Source organism: Pantoea latae (genome assembly GCF_002077695.1).
GTDB classification, from domain to species: Bacteria; Pseudomonadota; Gammaproteobacteria; order Enterobacterales; family Enterobacteriaceae; genus Pantoea; species Pantoea latae.
Window position 1 is genome coordinate 37,067 of record NZ_MWUE01000028.1, and the last position, 18,945, is coordinate 56,011.

General features: G+C 63.2%; 12 protein-coding genes and 3 tRNA genes. 4 read left to right on the plus strand and 11 right to left on the minus strand.

From position 1 onward, the window contains the following. Position 1: 1 nt before the first annotated feature. The 3 genes from B2J69_RS18965 to B2J69_RS18975 all read left to right on the plus strand — a co-directional run bounded on the left by B2J69_RS18965 (position 2) and on the right by B2J69_RS18975 (position 333). Positions 2 to 78 (plus strand) — tRNA-Met (locus B2J69_RS18965). 51 nt (positions 79 to 129) lie between these two features. Continuing rightward, positions 130 to 206: transfer RNA gene (locus B2J69_RS18970), tRNA-Met, on the plus strand. A gap of 50 nt (positions 207 to 256) precedes the next feature. Continuing rightward, a tRNA-Met gene (locus B2J69_RS18975) sits at positions 257 to 333 on the plus strand. Positions 334 to 414: 81 nt separating this feature from the next. Here the strand turns inward: B2J69_RS18975 and amiC are convergent. Continuing rightward, positions 415 to 1,653, minus strand: a complete 1,239-nt coding sequence (gene amiC, locus B2J69_RS18980) for an N-acetylmuramoyl-L-alanine amidase AmiC (RefSeq protein ID WP_081141192.1) — start codon at positions 1,651 to 1,653, stop codon at positions 415 to 417. A gap of 232 nt (positions 1,654 to 1,885) precedes the next feature. On the opposite strand from amiC, the gene argA reads away from it, so the two are divergent. Next, positions 1,886 to 3,214 (plus strand): amino-acid N-acetyltransferase, encoded by a 1,329-nt coding sequence (gene argA / locus B2J69_RS18985; RefSeq protein ID WP_081141193.1) that lies wholly within the window; start codon positions 1,886 to 1,888, stop codon positions 3,212 to 3,214. A gap of 232 nt (positions 3,215 to 3,446) precedes the next feature. On the opposite strand, the gene recD is transcribed toward argA, so the two are convergent. The 10 genes from recD to lgt form a co-directional block, all read right to left on the minus strand. Then, a complete protein-coding gene (gene recD, locus B2J69_RS18990) occupies positions 3,447 to 5,285 on the minus strand; it encodes an exodeoxyribonuclease V subunit alpha (protein ID WP_081141194.1) in 1,839 nt (612 codons plus the stop codon). Next, on the minus strand, positions 5,282 to 8,818 hold the full coding sequence (recB, locus tag B2J69_RS18995; protein ID WP_081141195.1) for an exodeoxyribonuclease V subunit beta: 3,537 nt from the start codon (positions 8,816 to 8,818) through the stop codon (positions 5,282 to 5,284). Before recB ends, recD begins: the two co-directional genes overlap by 4 nt. Then, a complete protein-coding gene (ptrA, locus tag B2J69_RS19000) occupies positions 8,815 to 11,706 on the minus strand; it encodes a pitrilysin (protein ID WP_081141196.1) in 2,892 nt (963 codons plus the stop codon). Before ptrA ends, recB begins: the two co-directional genes overlap by 4 nt. Before the next feature lie 118 nt (positions 11,707 to 11,824). Then, positions 11,825 to 15,202, minus strand: a complete 3,378-nt coding sequence (gene recC / locus B2J69_RS19005) for an exodeoxyribonuclease V subunit gamma (protein ID WP_081141197.1) — start codon at positions 15,200 to 15,202, stop codon at positions 11,825 to 11,827. Between the two features lie 103 nt (positions 15,203 to 15,305). Continuing rightward, positions 15,306 to 15,566, minus strand: a complete 261-nt coding sequence (locus tag B2J69_RS24115; RefSeq protein WP_236722753.1) for a prepilin-type N-terminal cleavage/methylation domain-containing protein — start codon at positions 15,564 to 15,566, stop codon at positions 15,306 to 15,308. A gap of 25 nt (positions 15,567 to 15,591) precedes the next feature. Beyond that, a complete protein-coding gene (locus B2J69_RS19015; RefSeq protein WP_094078532.1) occupies positions 15,592 to 15,990 on the minus strand; it encodes a DUF2509 family protein in 399 nt (132 codons plus the stop codon). After that, positions 15,987 to 16,520, minus strand: a complete 534-nt coding sequence (locus B2J69_RS19020; protein ID WP_081141198.1) for a prepilin peptidase-dependent protein — start codon at positions 16,518 to 16,520, stop codon at positions 15,987 to 15,989. Before B2J69_RS19020 ends, B2J69_RS19015 begins: the two co-directional genes overlap by 4 nt. Continuing rightward, complete coding sequence (locus B2J69_RS19025) at positions 16,511 to 16,981, minus strand: prepilin peptidase-dependent protein (RefSeq protein ID WP_081141199.1); 471 nt, start codon at positions 16,979 to 16,981, stop codon at positions 16,511 to 16,513. The genes B2J69_RS19020 and B2J69_RS19025 overlap by 10 nt, the downstream gene beginning before the upstream one ends. 187 nt (positions 16,982 to 17,168) lie before the next feature. Continuing rightward, positions 17,169 to 17,963 carry a thymidylate synthase gene (gene thyA, locus B2J69_RS19030; protein ID WP_081141200.1) on the minus strand — a complete coding sequence of 265 codons (795 nt, stop codon included), beginning with the start codon at positions 17,961 to 17,963 and terminating at the stop codon, positions 17,169 to 17,171. Next, positions 17,960 to 18,841, minus strand: a complete 882-nt coding sequence (lgt, locus tag B2J69_RS19035) for a prolipoprotein diacylglyceryl transferase (protein WP_081141281.1) — start codon at positions 18,839 to 18,841, stop codon at positions 17,960 to 17,962. Before lgt ends, thyA begins: the two co-directional genes overlap by 4 nt. Positions 18,842 to 18,945 lie beyond the last annotated feature (104 nt).

Below are 18,945 nucleotides of genomic sequence, written 5' to 3' on the forward strand. Positions count from 1 at the left end.
ACGCGGGATGGAGCAGCCTGGTAGCTCGTCGGGCTCATAACCCGAAGGTCGTCGGTTCAAATCCGGCTCCCGCAACCAACTCTTCTGTTGAAGAGACAATGTGAAAAAAGACGCAATGCGCACTACGGACGCGGGATGGAGCAGCCTGGTAGCTCGTCGGGCTCATAACCCGAAGGTCGTCGGTTCAAATCCGGCTCCCGCAACCAACTCTTCTGCTGAAGAGACAATGTGAAAAAGACGCAATGCGCACTACGGACGCGGGATGGAGCAGCCTGGTAGCTCGTCGGGCTCATAACCCGAAGGTCGTCGGTTCAAATCCGGCTCCCGCAACCAACATTTAAGCACCTGAAAGGGTGCTTTTTTGTTTTTGTGCCTTGTGAAACCGGGACGGCCTGCGCCATCCCCTCGCCTCTTTTAGCGTCGCGCCCCGCCCTTGTCGAAGTAAGCCTTTATGCCGTGAAAAATTGCCTCGGCCACCTGCTGCTGGTAGCGGCTGGTGCGTAGCTTGCGCTCTTCTTCTACGTTGCTGATAAAGGCGGTCTCCACCAGAATCGACGGAATATCGGGCGCCTTCAGCACCGCGAAACCCGCCTGGTCGACGGTGCGTTTGTGCAGATGGTTGATGCGCCCCATCCGATGCAGCACCTCTTTACCGAAGTTCAGGCTGTCATGAATGGTCTGGCGCTGCACCATATCGAACATGGTGTGGTCGAGGTAGCGGTCGCCGCTCTTGCTGACGCCGCCGATCAGATCCGACTCGTTCTGCGTCTGCGCCAGAAAGCGCGCCGCCGCCGAGGTGGCGCCTTTGGTGGAGAGCGCGAACACCGAGGAGCCGCGCGCGCTGCGGCTGGTAAAGGCGTCGGCGTGAATCGAGACAAACAGATCGGCGCGCTGCTTGCGCGCTTTCGCCACCCGCACCCGCAGCGGAATAAAGACATCTTCGTTGCGCGTCATATAGGCCTTCATATTCGGCTCTTTATCTATCAGCGCCTTAAGCCGTCGCCCCATCTTCAGCACGATATCTTTTTCGCGCGTTTTGTATTTGCCGTGCGCGCCGGGATCCTCGCCGCCGTGTCCCGGATCGATCATGATGATCATTGGCCGATCGCGTCCCGCCTTGCCGGGCAGCGGCGCAGTCGCCGGCTCGTTGCGCTCCAGGTCGCCCTGGTTGTAATCCTTGAGCAGCGCCAGCAGCGGATCGTCTTCAGCCGTGTCCTGGCTCGGATAGAGATCCACCACCAGTCGGTGCTTGATCCCGGCCACCGGCGCCAGGGTAAAGGTTTTCGGCGCGACGTTGCGCTTCAGCTCCAGCACGATACGCACGGTACTGGCGTCAAACTGCCCGACCCGCGCGCTTTTGATAAAGGGATCGTTAACCTGCACCAGCTTGTCGACGCCCTTTAGCACCGGGTTGAGGTGCATATTCTGGATATCGACCACCAGCCGATCCGGATGCGAGAGCGCAAACTGCTTATAGTGAAGCGGCACGCTGGACTCCAGCGTCATACGTGAATAGGTCGATGAGGGCCAGATGCGCACCGCTACGATATGGTTTTTCGCTGCCAGGCCAGCGCGGCTGACGCTCAGCAGCAGTAGTGCGCCGCTACCCTGCAGGAGCCTTCTGCGGGAAAACAAGGGATTTGATTCTGACATGCCGCTCCAGCTGCTCTGTTCTGTCTAAAAAACCGCCATCTTCATAAACGGCGGTGAAAACTTTAGCCCATCACTTTGGGGAAGTCATTCAGGAATTGCCAAATGATGCAGTCTCTTAGCAGCGAGTGCACCCAAAAAAACGTAAATTTACGTCAGGTTTAATCCTTGCAAAAAAGACGCTAAAAGAATAAAAATACAGAAATTACGAATAAACATTCATTGAGGGTTTGCCGTGAAGGAACGTAGTACTGAGCTGGTTCAGGGTTTTCGCCACACCGTTCCCTATATTAATGCCCATCGGGACAAGACCTTTGTCATCATGCTGGGCGGCGAAGCCATCGAACATCAGAATTTCTCCAGCATCGTCAACGATATCGGTCTGCTGCACAGCCTCGGCATTCGTCTGGTGGTGGTGTACGGCGCGCGTCCGCAGATCGACGCCAGCCTGGCCGCACACCAGCTGGAGCCGGTTTACCACAAGTACACCCGCGTGACCGACGCGCAGTCGCTGGAGCTGGTGAAGCAGGCGGCGGGACGGCTGCAGCTGGATATCACGGCGCGACTCTCAATGAGCCTGAACAACACGCCGCTGCAGGGCGCGCATATCAACGTGGTGAGCGGCAACTTTATTATCGCTCAGCCGCTCGGCGTGGATGACGGCGTCGACTACTGCCACAGCGGACGAATTCGCCGCATCGACGAAGAGGCGATCCATCGTCAGCTGGATAACAATGCGATTGTGCTGCTCGGCCCGGTGGCGGTTTCCGTCACCGGCGAGAGTTTTAACCTGACGTCGGAAGAGGTCGCCACCCAGCTGGCGATCAAGCTGAAGGCGGAAAAGATGATCGGCTTCTGCTCTGAACAGGGCGTCACCCGGCGCGACGGCGCGATTATCTCTGAGCTGTTTCCCAACGACGCGCAGGCGCGCATCGACGAGATGGAGAGCGACGGCGACTATCTTTCCGGCACGGTGCGCTTCCTGCGCGGCGCGGTTAAGGCCTGCCGCAGCGGCGTGCGCCGCAGTCATCTCATTAGCTATCAGGAAGATGGCGCGCTGCTGCAGGAGCTGTTTTCACGCGACGGCATCGGCACGCAGATCGTTATGGAGTCGAGCGAGCAGATCCGCCGCGCCACCATTAACGATATCGGCGGCATTCTGGAGCTGATCCGTCCGCTGGAGCAGCAGGGTATTCTGGTGCGTCGCTCGCGCGAGCAGCTGGAGATGGAGATCGATAAGTTCACCATTATCATTCGCGACAATCTCACCATCGCCTGCGCGGCGCTCTATCCCTTTATGGATGAGAAGATTGGCGAAATGGCCTGCGTGGCGGTGCATCCCGACTATCGCAGCTCGTCGCGCGGCGAGATGCTGCTGCAGCGCGTGGCGCTGCAGGCGCGGCAGATGGGGCTGGAGAAGCTGTTCGTGCTGACGACGCGCAGCATTCACTGGTTTCAGGAGCGCGGCTTTACGCCGGTGGATATTGAGTCGCTGCCGGAGAGCAAAAAGCAGATGTACAACTATCAGCGGCGCTCAAAGGTGCTGATGGCGGACCTGACCTGAGTCAGGCCAGACAGCACCGTCGCTGATGCGCGGGCGGCATGGGCCGTGGAGCAAAGCGTCCTGCGCCAGGGACAAAAACGCCGGGAGCGTTTTTGAACAACGCGGCGCGTTGGCCCGTTAACGGGCGCACCTCAAGGATGAGGTGCGTATTGGCGCAGGCCGAGCGGGCAAGGATGCGCAAGCGACTTTGCGTAACGGTCCATGCCGCCCGCGTTCGCTCCTGATGCGTCCTTTATACCAGACTTAACCTTTCCACCAGCCCGCTGCGGCGCTGGGTTTGCAGCTGCACCGCGCGCTGAAACACCGCAGGTTCGCTGTAGAGCGTCAGCCGCTTGCGCGCGCGGGTAATGGCGGTGTAGACCAGCTCGCGCGTCAGCACCGGCGAGAACTGGGCCGGCATCACCAGCGCGGTGTGCTCGAACTCCGACCCCTGCGACTTATGCACCGTCATCGCCCAGGCGGTATCGTGCGGCGGCAGGCGACTCGGCTGCACCGCTTTTACGGAGCCGTCCGGCAGCGGGAAAAAGACCTTGAGCTGATTTTCCGCGTCGCGCAGCGTAATGCCGATATCGCCGTTAAACAGCCCCAGCGCGCTGTCGTTGCGCGTCACCATCACCGGTCTGCCCGCATACCAGCGGCTGCCGATGGCGGGACGACGAATGCGCTGCAGCTGCACCAGACGCTGCTCGATGCGCTGATTCAGCCCCTGCACGCCAAACGGCCCGTCGCGCAGCGCGCACAGCAGCTGAAAGCGGCTAAACGCCAGCAGGATCTCCTCAACCGGCGCACGCGCCTGCACCAGCTTCAGGAAAGGCCGGTAGCCTTCCGCGACGGCGTCGAGCATGGTCTGATAGGCCTCGCCGCTCTGCAGCGCCTGAAAATCGATATCCTCGAAGGCGGCGTTAATCACCTTCTCGACTTCGCGCGCGTCGCCCAGGTTAACCGCCCGCGCCAGCTGTCCGATCCCTGACGAGGCGTCAAAGCGGTAACTCTTGCGCAGCAGGCAGATGCTGTCGCGCACGTCAGGCGCGCGCGCGTCATCCGCGCCGTCCAGCGCACACTGCGTCAGCGCCACCAGCTGCTGCGCGCGCGCCAGGCTGTAGCCCGCTTCGGCACAGCGGCAGATATCGCCCAGCACGGCGCCCGCTTCCACCGACGCCAGCTGATCGCGATCGCCGAGGAAAATAACGCGCGCATGATCGGGCAGCGCCGCGATCAGCTTCGCCATCATCGACAGATCGACCATGGACGCCTCGTCCACCACCAGCACGTCAAGATGCAGCCGGTTGGCGGCGTGGTAGCGCAGCCGCTGGGTATCGGGCTGCGCGCCGAGCAGACGATGCAGCGTCGTCGCTTCGCTGGGGAAACGCGCCCGCTCCTCGTCGCTGACCGACAGCGCCTGCAGCGCCTGGCCGAGCGACTCGGTCAGACGCGCCGCCGCTTTGCCGGTCGGCGCCGCCAGCTGAATGCGCAGGCTGTTGTGGCTCAGGCGGATCATCGCCGCCAGCAGCTTCGCCACGGTGGTGGTTTTGCCGGTGCCGGGCCCGCCGGAGATCACCGCCGTTTTGCGCGTCAGCGCCACGGCCGCGGCGATTTTTTGCCAGTCATCGGGACCATCGCCAAACAGCGCGCTCAGCACGTTTTGCGCGGCGGCGATATCCATCTCCGCCATCTCCGCCTGCAGCGTGAAAAAGCGCGCCACCTGACCTTCGCTCTGCCACAGGCGATGCAGGTAGAGCCGCTCATGATTAAGCACCAGCGGCGTGGCAATGCCGCCGTCGCTCAACGCCGGCCAGTCGGCCAGCGCGGTTTTCCAGCACGCCGGCGCGCCCGCCGCGCGCCACAGCGCCTGCGCCAGCTCCGGGTGACGCCCGGCGAAGAGTTTTTCGCCCTCCAGATGCGTCAGCGGCAGGCAGACATGGCCGTCGCCCGCTTCGGCGCTGACGCAGGCGGCCGCCAGCAGCCACGCCGGCTGCGACGTGTCGGCCAGCAGCCGCGCAAACTGCAGATCGAGCGGCCGTAGCAGACGCTTCTCAACCGCCTGATCGAGCAATGGCATGATTTCCGTCATACTTCCTCCTCTTCCGCCCGGCGAAACAGCGCGTCCAGCCCGGCGACAAACTCAGCCGAAGGGCGCGCGGTAAAGATGCCGTTTTCCGGCGAACTGCCGTCGACGCCGCGCAGAAACAGATAAAACACGCCGCCAAAGTGGCGCTGATAGTCGTAACCCGGCAGGCGATGCTGCAGATAGCGATGCAGCGCCAGCGTATAGAGCTGATACTGCAGGTCATAGCGATGATCGACCATCGCCTGCGCCATCGCCTGCGGCGTATAGGCCGCTTCGCTGTCGCCTAGCCAGTTGGACTTGTAATCCAGCAGATAATATTGACCGTTCCAGCGAAACACCAGATCGATAAAGCCTTTCAGCATCCCCTGCACCTGATGGAACTCCAGCCGCGGCGCGCGCGCCGACAGCGCATCGTGCTGGCGCATCAGCGCATCCAGCTGTGCCGCATTAAGCATGCGCTCCAGCGGCAGATAAAAGGCCATCTCCACCAGCCGGTCCTGGTTCTGCAGCGCGCCGAGCATCAGGCCGTCGCTATTGAGCGGCGTGTGCAGCACGCGCGCGATCCAGGCCTCCAGCACCGGCAGCCAGTGCTGCCCATAGCCGTTCTGTTCCAGCTGCGTCTCCAGCAGCGTCCGATCCGGCGGCCGGGTGAAATCGATAGACTCAAACAGGCCGTGCAGAAAGGTGCCCGGCGCCGCGCCGCGCGGAAAGTGGTGCGGCGTCAGCTGGTTTTCCGCCTCGCCGCCCTCTTCGCCCGCCGCGTCGATATCGAAAGTGGGCATCGCCTCCAGCAGCGGCGAGCTGCTGTGCTGCTGCAGCCCGGAGTAGCTGGTGACGCGCCAGGCGTCGCGCAGGTCGCGCGTCACCTCGCGGCTGCTGAGCGCCTCGTCGGGCGGTGTCCTTTCGCGCCAGTTTTCGCCGGGGATAAGATCGTCGCTCACTATGTCAGTATCGCCATCCGCCAGCGTGTCGAGGCAGGCGCGCAGGCGGCTGGCGTCACCGCCCTCTCCCCGCTGCACCAGATAGCCCAGCGCGCTTTTATGCAGATCGCTGTCGCCCTCTTTTTTGCGTGCGCCCTTGAACAGCGGCGCGATGCCGACGCTGCAGTGAAACACCGAGCGCGTCAGGGCGACGTAGAGCAGCCGCAGATCTTCCGCCAGCCGCTCCTGCTCGGCAAGCGCCATGCTCTGCTCGTCGCCCTGCACGTCGAGCAGCGTCGCAAAGCTCTCGCGGTCGTGGTAGAGCGCGCTGGACGCCTCGCGAAAGCCAGCGGCGAACGGCAGCCACACCAGCGGATACTGCAGCCCTTTGGATTTATGGATGGTCACGATCTGCACCAGATGGCGATCGCTCTCCAGCCGCAGCTGCTGCTCCGCCGACTGGCTGTTGGGCCGGGCGATCTGCTGGGCGAGAAAGCGCACCAGCGCATGGGGGCTGTCGAGCTGGGTCGACGCCTCCTGCAGCAGCTCGCCGAGGTGCATCAGATCGGTGAGCCTGCGCTCGCCGTTCTCCGACGCCAGCATGTTTTCCGCCAGCTGCCGCCGGTTCATCACGTCGCGCAGCATCGGCAGCACGCCGCGCTGATGCCACAGCTGCTGCCAGGCGGCGAACTGCTCGACCAGCGCGTCCCACTCGCGCTCGTTCTGACTCAGGGTTTCCAGCGTGGCGGCGTCGATGGCGAAGATAGAGGTGGCCAGCGCGCTGCGCAGCAGCCGCTCCTGCTCCGGCGCCTGCACCGCCTGCAGCAGCCAGAGCAGCTCGCGCGCCTCCGGCGTGGTGTAGACGCTGTCGCGGTTGGAGAGGTAAACCGACGGAATCGACAGCCCGTTGAGCGCGTCGCGCACCAGGCCCGCTTCGTTGCGGCTGCGCACCAGCACGGTGATATCGGAGGCCTGAACGGGACGCAAATCGTCGCCTTTGCCCAGCAGCGCCCGCCCCTGCTGTCCGGCCACCAGCCAGCGGCTGATATCGGCGGCGCACTGCTGCGCCATAAACTGCTGATAGTCGCTGACGCCGACGCCATCGCCGGGCTGCAGCCAGAAACGCAGCGCCGCCTGCGGCTGGGCGTCTTTCACCAGCGTCAGCTGCTGGTTCGGCTCTGCGGGCTTCACCGGCAGAAACGGAATAGCCGAGAAGAGAAACGGCGAATCCATACGGGCGAACAGGCGGTTCACGCTCTGCACCATGCCGGGCGACGAGCGCCAGTTGGTGTCAAGCGTATAGTGGGCCGCGACCTCGCTGCGGGCGCGCAGATAGGTAAAGATATCCGCGCCGCGAAAAGCGTAGATCGCCTGCTTGGGATCGCCGATCAGCAGCAGCGCCAGCTCAGGCTGGTGGAGATAGAGCGTGCGGAAAATGCGGTACTGCTGCGGATCGGTGTCCTGAAACTCATCGATCAGCGCCACCGGATAGCGGGCGCGAATGGTGTCGGCCAGCAGCGCGCCGCCCGGCTGCTGCAGCGCCTCGTCGAGCCGGCTCAGCAGATCGTCGAAGCCGAGCAGCGCGCGCAGCCGCTTCTCTTTGCGCACCGCGTCGCGCACTTCCACCAGCGCGCGGGCGATAATTAAATCGCGCAGGGAGAGCGGCTCGGCGAGGAAGGCTTCTACCGCCTGAAACAGCGGATGCTGCGGCGGCTCGCCCTTTTTGGTTTTTTCCAGCAGTACGTTCTGGGCGAAGCGCTCCAGCTCTTTGGGAAAGAGGTAGTCGGTGGTGTCGCTGTTGGCCCACTGGGTGACCTTCGCCACCCAGAGCGGCAGGTATTTGCTGCTGTAGCTGCGCTTATCGACGCCAGACTGGCTGACGATGCCTTCGACTTCGTCGCTGACCGCCTGCCACTGCTGCTTGATCGCCGCGATGCGCGCCAGATTGGCGGCATGCCGGGTCGCCAGGGTTTCGTCGTCGGTCGGCGGCCGTTTCAGCCGCGGCGATTCCCCCTGCAGCCAGGGCCGCAGCGTGGTCAACAGGCTCTCCGGCCCGTTCCACTCCGCGACGATGACGCGCGCGACGTCCAGCGTCAGCGGATAGCAGTGACGCCGCCAGAAGTCCGCCGTCGCCTGCTTAAACAGCGCCGCCTCATCTTCTATCAGCTCCTGCTCAAACAGCATGCCCGACTCGAACGCGTTCAGGTTAAGCATGCGCTGACAGAAGCCGTGGATAGTGAATATCGCCGCTTCGTCCATCTGCCGCTCCGCCGCCAGCAGCAGCGCTGCGGCCTGCGAAAGATCCTCAATCTGCTCCAGCAGCTGCGTCAGCACTGGATTGCCGCTGGCGCCGCGCACGCACGCCAGCCGCAGCTCATGAATGTTCTCGCGGATGCGCCCGCGCAGTTCCGCGGTGGCGGCCTCGGTAAAGGTCACCACCAGAATCTCTTCAACCGACAGCGGGCGGCTGTAGCTGTTTTCGCCGCCCAACCCCAACAGCAGGCGCAGGTAGAGCACGCCGATAGTAAAGGTTTTGCCGGTGCCCGCCGAAGCCTCGATCAGACGCTCGCCGCGCAGCGGCAGCGTCAAAGGATTCAGCGACTCAGGGTAATTCATTGCGTCTCACTCTTAACCGGTAGCGACTGCTGCAGTTTCGCCACCTCATTCCAGGTTTTCCATCCGGGCAGCGGCGCGAACGCCAGCTTGTCGGCGCTGTTGCCCGCAATCTGCGAGGTCATCGCCATGCCCTCTTTCTGCATCACGGCGCGATGGAAGAAGTCCGCCAGCGCGTCCGGCGTCAGCTTCTGGATCTCCTCTATCACTTTCTGCCGCGTATCGAAGGCGTAGTTCTGGCGATCAAAGTCGCGGCTGTAGCGCGACGCCTCTTCATCGAGGGTTTGCGGTCGCTGTTTCAGCTGGTTGATCATCGCCTGCTGATACTGAACGAAGTCGCTCTGCGGCATGGCGCGCAGTCGCTTCTCCGCCTGCGGGTAGAAGGCCTGATAGCGCTGCAGCAGGTAGGCGGGCTGCTTGCTGTTGCTCTGCAGCAGGAAGCCGATGCCCCACTGACGGCCGACCGGCATCTGGAAAGCGAACACCGCATAGCCCAGCTGCTCTTCGGTGCGCAGCTGATTGTAGAACCAGGGCTGCACGATCTGGCTCAGCATCGAGCTGTTGGCCATGCTCTGATATTCGCCATAGCCGAGCGGCACATAGAGCGCCGCCAGCGCCGAGTCGGTGCTGCTGCCCGCTTTTTGCAGGTTGGCCTTCACCGGTTTGGCGAAAGAGACATAGTTATTACGCCAGAGCTGCGTGCCCTGGGTCTGCATCTGCTGCTTCAGCTCGCGACCCAGCTGGATCACGCTGTCCGCGCTGAGGTTGCCCACCGCCAGCAGTTCAGGGGTCGCATGATGGATCAGATTGTCGCGATACGCCACCACCTCATCGAGGGTAATCGCTTTCACCAGCGCGCGGCGCGTCTCGCGCTGCGTATAGGGCAGCTGCGACAGCATCTGCATCGGCTGGATCGCCAGCTCGAACGCCTTGCCTTTGTCCGCCGCGTCCAGCTGATCCAGATACCAGGATTTCGCCTGCTCCAGCTGCTGCGCCGTCGGCTGGAAGGTGGCGTAGCCTTCCACCAGTTTTTTCAGCAGCGTCGGCAGCCGCTGGGTAAAGCCGCTGGCGCTGAACACCAGCCCGTCGTTTTCGCTGGTAGAGAAGCTGATGCCGCCCACCGACGCCTGCGAGTTAAGCTCGTCCAGCGCCAGGCTGGAGAGATAGTCGTTCAGGCCGAACAGCACCTGCTGGCGCGCGTCGCCGATCGCTTCCTGATTGCGCAGCGCCAGCATCACCGAGGCTTTCGGCTCGCTGGCGTAATAGCGGCTCGGCATCCAGTAGATCGGCATGCCGCCGTCGTTGGGCAGCGCGACCGGATGGCTGTAGCTTTTGCCGTCCGACGGGATCAGGGTGAAGTCGTCAGGAATATAGGGATTCAGCGTCGGCATCGCCAGCTGGATCTGGCTGGCGCGCTGCTGCCAGTCGGCGAAGGTCTGCTCGCTGATGCGATCGACCTGATAGGGCGCGTTAACAAAGTAGGCCTCTTTGTTGTGCGGCTCCTGCGGGCTGATGTACCAGATGCGCGCATGCTGCGGCGTCATCTCGTCGAGGCGCGCCTTGATAGCAGCGGCGTCATACTCATCGGCCAGATAAGGCGCGTCCAGCGTGTGCTCCACCGGCACGCGCAGCATGGTATCCGCCAGCCACTCGATATAATCCATATCGCGCGTGATAGAGGGATAGCGAAAATCGAGCGCCAGCACGTGGGAGACTTCGTCAAAATAGCGTTTGTCGACGCCCTGCTCGCGCAGCATGGCGATATAGCTGAAGATCGCCGCTACCACTTCGTCGCGCTGCGCCAGCCCTTTATCGGTGAGCGAGGCGGTGATGGCGAACACGCCGCTGCTGCGTTCGCTCATCGGATCGGCACCGGCGTTGACGCCGTCGGCCAGCCCCTGCTTTTGCAGCCAGTCGGCCAGGGTGTTTTTGCTGCGGTTGCCGATCAGGTAGCCGATCAGCGTATCGCTCTTGCTGCGGAAGCGATCGCTGTTATTGGCGATGCGGAACTCAATCTTCAGCTGCTTGCGCGGCTGCGCCGGCACGTAGTGGATAATGATCCCCTGCTGCGCCTCGGTCACCACCGGCGCGTCGATAGCCGGAACCGTCGCGTCGTGGTTGGCGATACGCCCAAAGGTGTTGGCGGCGATCTGCGCCATCTCCGGCAGCGGTTTATTGCTGTAGAGCACCGCCTTCATCAGATTGGCGGAGTAGTGGGTATGGTAGAAGGTGGAGAGCGCCTCCAGCAGCTTGCTGTCCGGCTTATCCTTCAGCGTATCGAGGTTGCCGCCGGAGAAGCGCGAACCGGGATGCGCCGGGTTGAGCGTCTCCGCGCCGACCTGCGCCATACGCAGCCCGTCGCGCGAGCGCGCCATCGTCAGCTCGGCGTTGACGGCGTTGCGTTCGCGATCGGCGTTGACCGGATCGAGCAGCGGCGCGGCAATGGCGTCCGCCATACGATCCACCGCCGGCTCCAGCGCGCTGTTTTCCACCTCAAGGTAGAAGGCGGTGCGATAGGAGGCGGTGCTGGCGTTGTGGCTGCCGCCATGCTTTTTCAGGAACTCCGCCAGGTTATCGGGCTGCGGATAGCGCTGCGATCCCATCAGCACCATATGCTCGAGAAAGTGCGCCAGGCCGAGCTGCTGGTCCGGATCGTCCAGCGAGCCGATCGGCAGCGTGAGCGCCGCCAGCGATTTCGGCGCCTGCGCGTCGGAAACCAGCAGCACCGTCAGACCGTTGGCCAGCTTGATCGCCTGATACTGACGCGGGTCTTTTTCGCTTTTGCGAATGGTTTCATTGATCGGCTCCCAGCCCGTCGCCGCCTGCGCCAGCGAGGCGCAGGTCGCCAGGCTCAGCATCAGCGCCGCTATCCAGCAAGCGTATCTACGCATGTAAACCCCTTCTGTTACCCTTGGAACCGCGCTGCCAGGCAGACGCAGCCGAAAATAGTGCAAACTGACGTAACCTTGTTATATGCCGTTGACGCGTCAGATCTCGTCGAACCGCTTGCTATTCATCATCCAGGTGAGCCTGCAGCACCGGCAGATACCAGCGCTGCGCAGCCTCAACGATGTCGTTGAGCTGCTCTTCATTTAATACCCGGCACAGCCGTTGCAGATAGGGATCGCCGCCCTCGCCCTCCTGCTGATAGCCGCCGGTCCAGGCCTGCAGCAGGCGGTTGCGCGCCTTGACCTGCGTCGTTTCATCCAGCAGCAGCTGCCGCGTTTTTTTGTCGTAACTCGCCGTCAGCCAGGCGCCGCCGCTTTTATTCAGCAGCAGCAGCGGGCGCGCCATGCCCTGCTTATAGCCCTGCATATAGCGCGTCAGCAGCGCCTCCGCCTCTGGCTGCGCCACCGCCGCAAAGCGCCAGCGGCTGTTCTCTCTGCCCATCATGCGGCTTTCGCCGCTGCCGCCCAACGCGCAGTAAATCAGGTGCTCCAGCCAGAGCAGCAGGCCGTCGTTCATATTGAGCACGCCGGGACGCCAGCGCAGCAGGCCGTCGCGCTGCACCTGGGTCAGCCAGCCGGTCAGCACAACGCCGTCGAGCGGCAGATTGACCTCCCAGCTCTCGCCTTCGCTGCGCTGGTCGATGACCGCCGCCGCCACCTCCTGCATCTCCTCCTGCTGCGCCTGCCAGAACAACTCGCCGAAGGCGCCGTAAGGCAAATTGCCCGCCGCACGATGCAGGGCGAAAAGTCGCTGCGTATCCTCGCCTTCTACCAGCGCGTTCAGCAGCTCGGCGTTGATCTGGTAGCGCTCCAGACTGTCGAGCGCGAAAGGCTCGTTGTCGGACAGCTCGGTCTCCTCCAGCCAGAAGGTGACGCCGAGCCGCTGATGAAACCAGGCGCGCGCCGGATGACGCCAGAAGCGCAGAAACTGCTCGCAGGAGACCGATTCAATCGCCGGCAGCGGCAGCGGCTGCACAAAGTCGGGCTGCGCCTCGCCTTTGCCCTGCGCGGCGGGCAGCCATTCGCGCGCAAAGCTGTGGCAGCGCGACTGCGGATGAAAGTTCTCCGCCGCGAACGGCATGCGGCTGTGCAGATGCTGAATATGGCGCTGCACGCGCTGCGCGCTCTCATCCAGCTCCTGCGCCTCGTCGCCCGGCAGGCAGAAGCTCTGACCGATATAATCCAGCAGCTCTGTGACCAGCACGGAAGGATAGCGTTCCGTATTATCCTGAATGGCCCGTCCGATATAGCTGATATAGAGCCGATCCTGTGCCGACAGCAGCGCCTCGAGAAACAGATAGCGGTCGTCGTCGCGTCGGCTGCGATCGCCTTTGCGCGTCTGCTGCTGCATCAGGTCAAAGCCCGGCGCCGGCAGCGTGCGCGGATACACCCCATCGTTCATGCCGAGCAGGCAGACCACGCGGAACGGGATCGATCGCATCGGCATCAGCGTGCAGAAGTTAATCTGTCCGGCGAGAAAGCGCTGGCTGATGCGCTGCTGATCGAGGCGTGCGCGCAGATCGTCGCGCAGCAGCGTCACCGGGATCGCCGCCTGATAGCGCGCGGCCTGACCATATTCGATCAGCTGTTTCCACTGCTCTTCCACCAGCAGCAGCGCCGCTTCCGCTTCGGCGTCGCCGTGGAAAAAGTCGTTGATCATCTCGCGGCAGAGCGGCAGCCAGCCCTCCAGCGGGCGGGGTTCGCTGAGCCGCGCGCGCCAGTGGTTGAGGCGCATCAGCAGCTCTGCCAGATGGCCGGCCAGTTCGCCCACCAGACCGCTCGACTCGTCGTAGGGCAAAATGCCCTGCCAGTCACCGTGATGGCTCTCCATCGCATAGCCCAGCAGCATGCGCTCCAGGCCAAATCGCCAGGTGTGCTGGCCCGTAACCGGCAGCGACAGCGCCTCGGCGCTGTCGTCGTCCAGCCCCCAGCGCACGCCGGACTCATCCACCCAGCGACGCAGCAGGCGCAGCCCGCTCTCATCCACCGAGAAGCGGTTCGCCAGCGCCGGCACCTCCAGCAGCGCCAGCACATCCTCGGCCGCGAAGCGGCTGTCCGGCAGCGCCAGCAGGCTCAGGAAGGCGAAAATGGCCGGGTGCGCCTGGCTGGCGCGGCGGTCGGAGATCGAGAACGGCAGATAGCGATCGGCGGGCGCGTTGGCGAAGACCGCCTGAATAAAGGGGGCGTAGCTGTCGATATCGGCCACCATCACGATAATATCGCGCGGCTTGAGCGAAGGATCCGCCTCCATCATCGCCAGCAGGTGATCCTGCAGCACTTCCACCTCGCGCTGGGCGCTGTGGCAGATCTGCACGCTGATCGAACGATCGTCGGGATCGAGCGGGCGCTTGTTGCCGCTCCAGGCCAGCTCCGCCGCGTTCAGCCCCAGCACCGCCCTGTCCTGCAGATTCAGCAGGTCGTGCTGCATCGCGTGCAGCAGGTTATCTTCCTCGACCTCGACAAAGGCGTCGACGTCATCCGCCTCGTCCATCTGGCTCAGCAAAAAGAGGTTGTCACGCCCCAGCTTGCCCCAGGAGGCGAGCAGCGGGTTGCTGAGCTGCTGTTCGCCTTCGGCGTTAAAACGCGCGGGCGCCTCCTGCGGATCGCTGAACAGGTCGCGCGCCTCGTCGCTGTCAAGACGACGACGCTGACGGCTTTGCAGCTTCGCCAGAAAGGCGTAATCCTGAATATCGCCCCAGTAATCGCGGCACGGATTGGTGAACAGCAGATGAATATCGATATGGCGGCCCAGCGCCTGCAGCGCCTGCAGATAGACTGGCGGCAAGGCGGAGATGCCGCAGATAAAAACGCGCTTCGGCAGGCTGGCGGGCGTCTGCTCGGCCCGCTCCAGCGTGTGAATAAAGCGCGCGTAAAGGTTGGCGCGGTGCCACTTCGGCTGGCCCAGCGCCTCGGTGTAGGCCACCAGATCGCGCCAGAGCGCCGACTGCCACAGCTGCGCGTCGCCTAATCCTTCCACCAGCTCGCCTTGCTCCCAGCGGTTCAGCCAGTCGGCGCGATAGACCAGATACTGGTCAAAGAGATCGGCGACGCGGGAGCAGAGCTGGAACAGCTTGCGCTTGTCGCTGTCGTCGTGCAGGTAGTGGCGCAGCGAGAGGAACGCCTCCTGGGTCAGCAGCTCCGGCAGGCGATGCATCAGTTTCCAGCTCATGCTGGCTTTGGTAAAGGCACTCTCCGCAGGGATCTCCGGCAGCACGCGCACGAACATATCCCAGATAAACGAGGCGGGGAGCGGAAAGTCGATATTGGCGGCGATGCCGAACGTTTGCGCCAGCTCCATTTGCAGCCACTGCGCCATGCCGGGACTCTGCACCAGCACGGTTTCGGCGGAAAAAGGATCGCTGAGGGGGTCATGTTCTATCACCGCTGCCGCGAGAATCTTCAGAACATCGAGCTGGTTTGAGTGATAAACGTGAAACATGCAAACTCCTGTGGTGATACTCTCTGGCGCGGCAAAGCGGCAGACTGGTCACTCTACCGCGTATCGTCGGGGATGCCCAGCGTACGCCGGGCTCTTTTGCCCCTCAGCAGCGTAAACGCGTCAGCGCGGCGTGCGCCTGATGCGGCCCGCTGACCTCGACGCGCTCCAGCGTACAGCCTGCGACACTGGCGCTGCGCTGCAGCGAGGCGCGCCAGCCCTCAACGTCGTGACCCATCAGGCGCTGCGCCGCGACGCGCACCGCGGCCCGCTGCTGCCACTGCTGGCTAAAGCTCAGCGTCAGCGCCCGATGATACTGCAGCAGCGCGCTGACGCTGGTCGCCATCAGCAGCAGCGCAAACAGCACCTCCGGCAGGCTAAAGCCGCGCGGCTCACAGGCAGCCCTGCGCCGTCGCCAGCGGGCAGTAGTCGATCCAGCCGTGCGGCAGCGGTCTGAGCCGCGCGCCCTCCTGCGCCACCCAGCGCCACAGCGCCAGGTCACCGGCCGTCGCACGGCCTTTAAGCAACATCCGCTCATCGTCCACCTTCTGTAAACAGCTCTCCCAGCCCTGCTGCCGATCCTGCTGACAGCCCGGCGTCTCTGGCCAGCTTAGCGTCAGGCCCCACTGCAGCGCCGACTGCGCCGCCCAGAAAGCGCGATAGTGCTGCCGCTCATCCGCCACCAGCGACATTCCCTGCTCCAGCCGCTCCCGGCTGGCGTGCAGCGTCAGGCTGCCGATGAGCAGGATGGTCAGCACCATGCCCAGCGCGCTGTGTCCGTGTTGATTCACAGGTTTTCGCCCTCTACCCAGCTCTCCAGGGTTTCCAGCGTCTTGCCGGCGCGCCCGACCAGACGCAGTTTGACCAGCCTGCCCGCGCGTTCGACGCTGAACTGCTCAATAGCAAGAAAAGCGGGATCGGTCAGCCGCTCCCAGCCTGTTGCGCCGCACGCCGCCACGCCGCGCTGGGTTTCCAGCTGCTTTTGCCGCAGGCGAAAGCCGTAGTAGTCGCTTTCGGCGTGCGCGACGCCTTCCCATTTGCCGTTGCTGTTGTCGTCCCAGCGCAGCAGCAGGCAGTCGGCGGAGAGGCTGAGCGCGCCGGCGCCGCAGTCGCCGTTGCAGTAGCCGGCGCGGCGCACCGCCTTTTCCAGCGTTTGCATCAGCTGCTGCAGCTCTTCCCGCAGCTGAACCCGCTGCAGCAGACGCAGGTTTTCGCCCGCCAGCAGCGGCAAAAAGCGCCCTGCGCTCAGCATCAGCACCGCGCTGAGGGCCATCGCCACCAGCATCTCCAGCAGGCTGAACCCGGCGTTTTCTAGTCGCATCCCTGCTCCTCCGGTTCACAAAGGCGAATGCGCGCGCGGGCGGAAATGACCAGCCGCAGCGTGCCGCTGGCGTTGCCGAACGCCAGGCTGCCCGCTTTCGCCACGTTACGTCGGCCGTAAAAGCCCGGCTCGCCGCGCAGGCTAAGCATCTTCACGCCGGGATAAGGCGCCACGAACCGCAGCCGGCTGCCGCGTAAGCAGCCTGCCGCCGGTTTTGCGCCGCTGCCGAGGCACCAGCGATCGCCCGCTATCAGCCACAGCGCGCGATCCTGGTTCTGCCAGTTCGCCTGGGCGCGCAGCCGCTGGAGAAAGCCCTGCAGCAGCTGCGCCGTGTCGCGCAGCTGCTGTCGCTGCTGCCAGCGCTGCCAGCCGTGGAGCGCGCCGAGGCTGAGTATGCCGACGATAACCAGCACCAGCAGCAGCTCCGGCAGCGTAAAGCCGTGGTCTGTTTCTTTTTTCATCGCGTCACTCTGCCGCGATGCGTCCGCCGCCGCCAGCGGCGCGAGCCAGCGGTGCGCGCCGCTTTCCAGTAAAAAAAGGGGAGTTACAGCGGGCAGCAAAAGAGTGGGAGCGCGCGCGCAGAAAAGGGATAAAAAAAGCCCCGGCGAGCAGGGCTATGCCGGGGCTGGATGATTGCAGGTCGCGAGGTTACACCGCGACCGGCGCCTTGATGGCGGGATGAGGATCGTAGCCTTCGATCTCGAAATCCTCGAAGCGATAGTCGAAGAGAGAATCAGGCTTGCGTTTGATCACCAGCGTCGGCAGCGCGCGCGGCTCGCGCGTCAGCTGCAGGCGTGCCTGCTCCAGATGGTTGCTGTAGAGGTGGGTGTCGCCGCCGGTCCAGACGAAATCGCCAACCTGCAGATCGCACTGCTGCGCCACCATATGCACCAGCAGCGCGTAGCTGGCGATATTGAACGGCAGGCCGAGGAAGATATCGCAGGAGCGCTGATAGAGCTGGCAGGAGAGTTTGCCGTCCGCTACGTAGAACTGGAAGAAGGCATGGCACGGCGCCAGCGCCATCTGGTCCAGCTCGCCGACGTTCCACGCCGAGACGATAATGCGGCGTGAGTCGGGGTCGCGTTTTAGCTGTTCGATCACCTTCGCTATCTGGTCGATCTCTTCGCCGCGCGCGTTGCCCCAGCTGCGCCACTGTTTGCCGTAGACCGGGCCGAGATCGCCGTTTTCATCCGCCCACTCGTCCCAGATGGTGACCTTGTTCTCGGTCAGGTAGCCGATATTGGTTTCGCCCTTCAGGAACCACAGCAGCTCATGAATAATTGAGCGCAGGTGCACCTTTTTCGTGGTCACCAGCGGAAAACCCTCTTGCAGGTTGAAACGCATCTGGTGGCCGAAAATCGACAGCGTGCCGGTGCCGGTACGATCCGATTTTGGCGTGCCGTGGTTCAGCACATGTTGCATCAGGTCCAGATACTGTTTCATTTTACCTCACGAGTCTGCTGCTGCGGACGACGACGATACGCCCAGATCATCATAATAATGCCGGCCAGGATCATCGGAATAGAGAGGATCTGGCCCATGCTGACGCCGCCTTCGAACAGGCCGAGCTGCGCGTCCGGCTGGCGGAAGAATTCCACAATAATACGAAACGCGCCGTAGCCGATCAGGAACAGGCCCGAGACGCTGCCCATCGGGCGCGGCTTGCGGATAAACAGGTTGAGAATAATAAACAGCACCACCCCTTCCAGCATCAGCTCATAGAGCTGAGAGGGATGACGCGGCAGTACGCCGTAGCTGTTCAGCAGATCCTGATAGCGCGGGTTATTCACCGCCAGCGCCACATCTTCGCTGCGCGAGCCGGGGAAGAGCATGGCGTATTTAAAGTCAGGCGCCACGCGGCCCCACAGCTCGCCGTTGATAAAGTTGCCGAGACGGCCGGCGCCGAGGCCGAACGGGATCAGCGGCGCGATAAAGTCGGAGACCTGGAAAAAGGTGCGTCTGGTGCGGCGCGCGAAAATCAGCATCACCACGATAACGCCGATCAGGCCGCCGTGGAACGACATGCCGCCATCCCAGACTTTAAACAGGTAGAGCGGATTGTCCAGAAACAGCGGCAGGTTGTAGAACAGCACGTAGCCGATGCGGCCGCCGAGGAAGACGCCGAGGAAACCGGCATAGAGCAGGTTTTCCACCTCTTCTTTTTTCCAGCCGCTGCCGGGTTTGTTGGCGCGGCGCACCGCCAGCCACATGGCAAAAATAAAGCCGACGAGGTACATCAGTCCGTACCAGTGCAGCGAAACCGGTCCGACAGAGAAGATCACCGGATCGAACTGCGGAAATGCGATATAGCCGTTATTCATCATTCACCATTCAATTTTCAGCCCTGAAAAAGGGGCGCCAGGCGGATATGTTAAAAGGCTGCGCATGATAGCACAGCCTGGTTTTTTACAGAGCAGCGTAAATG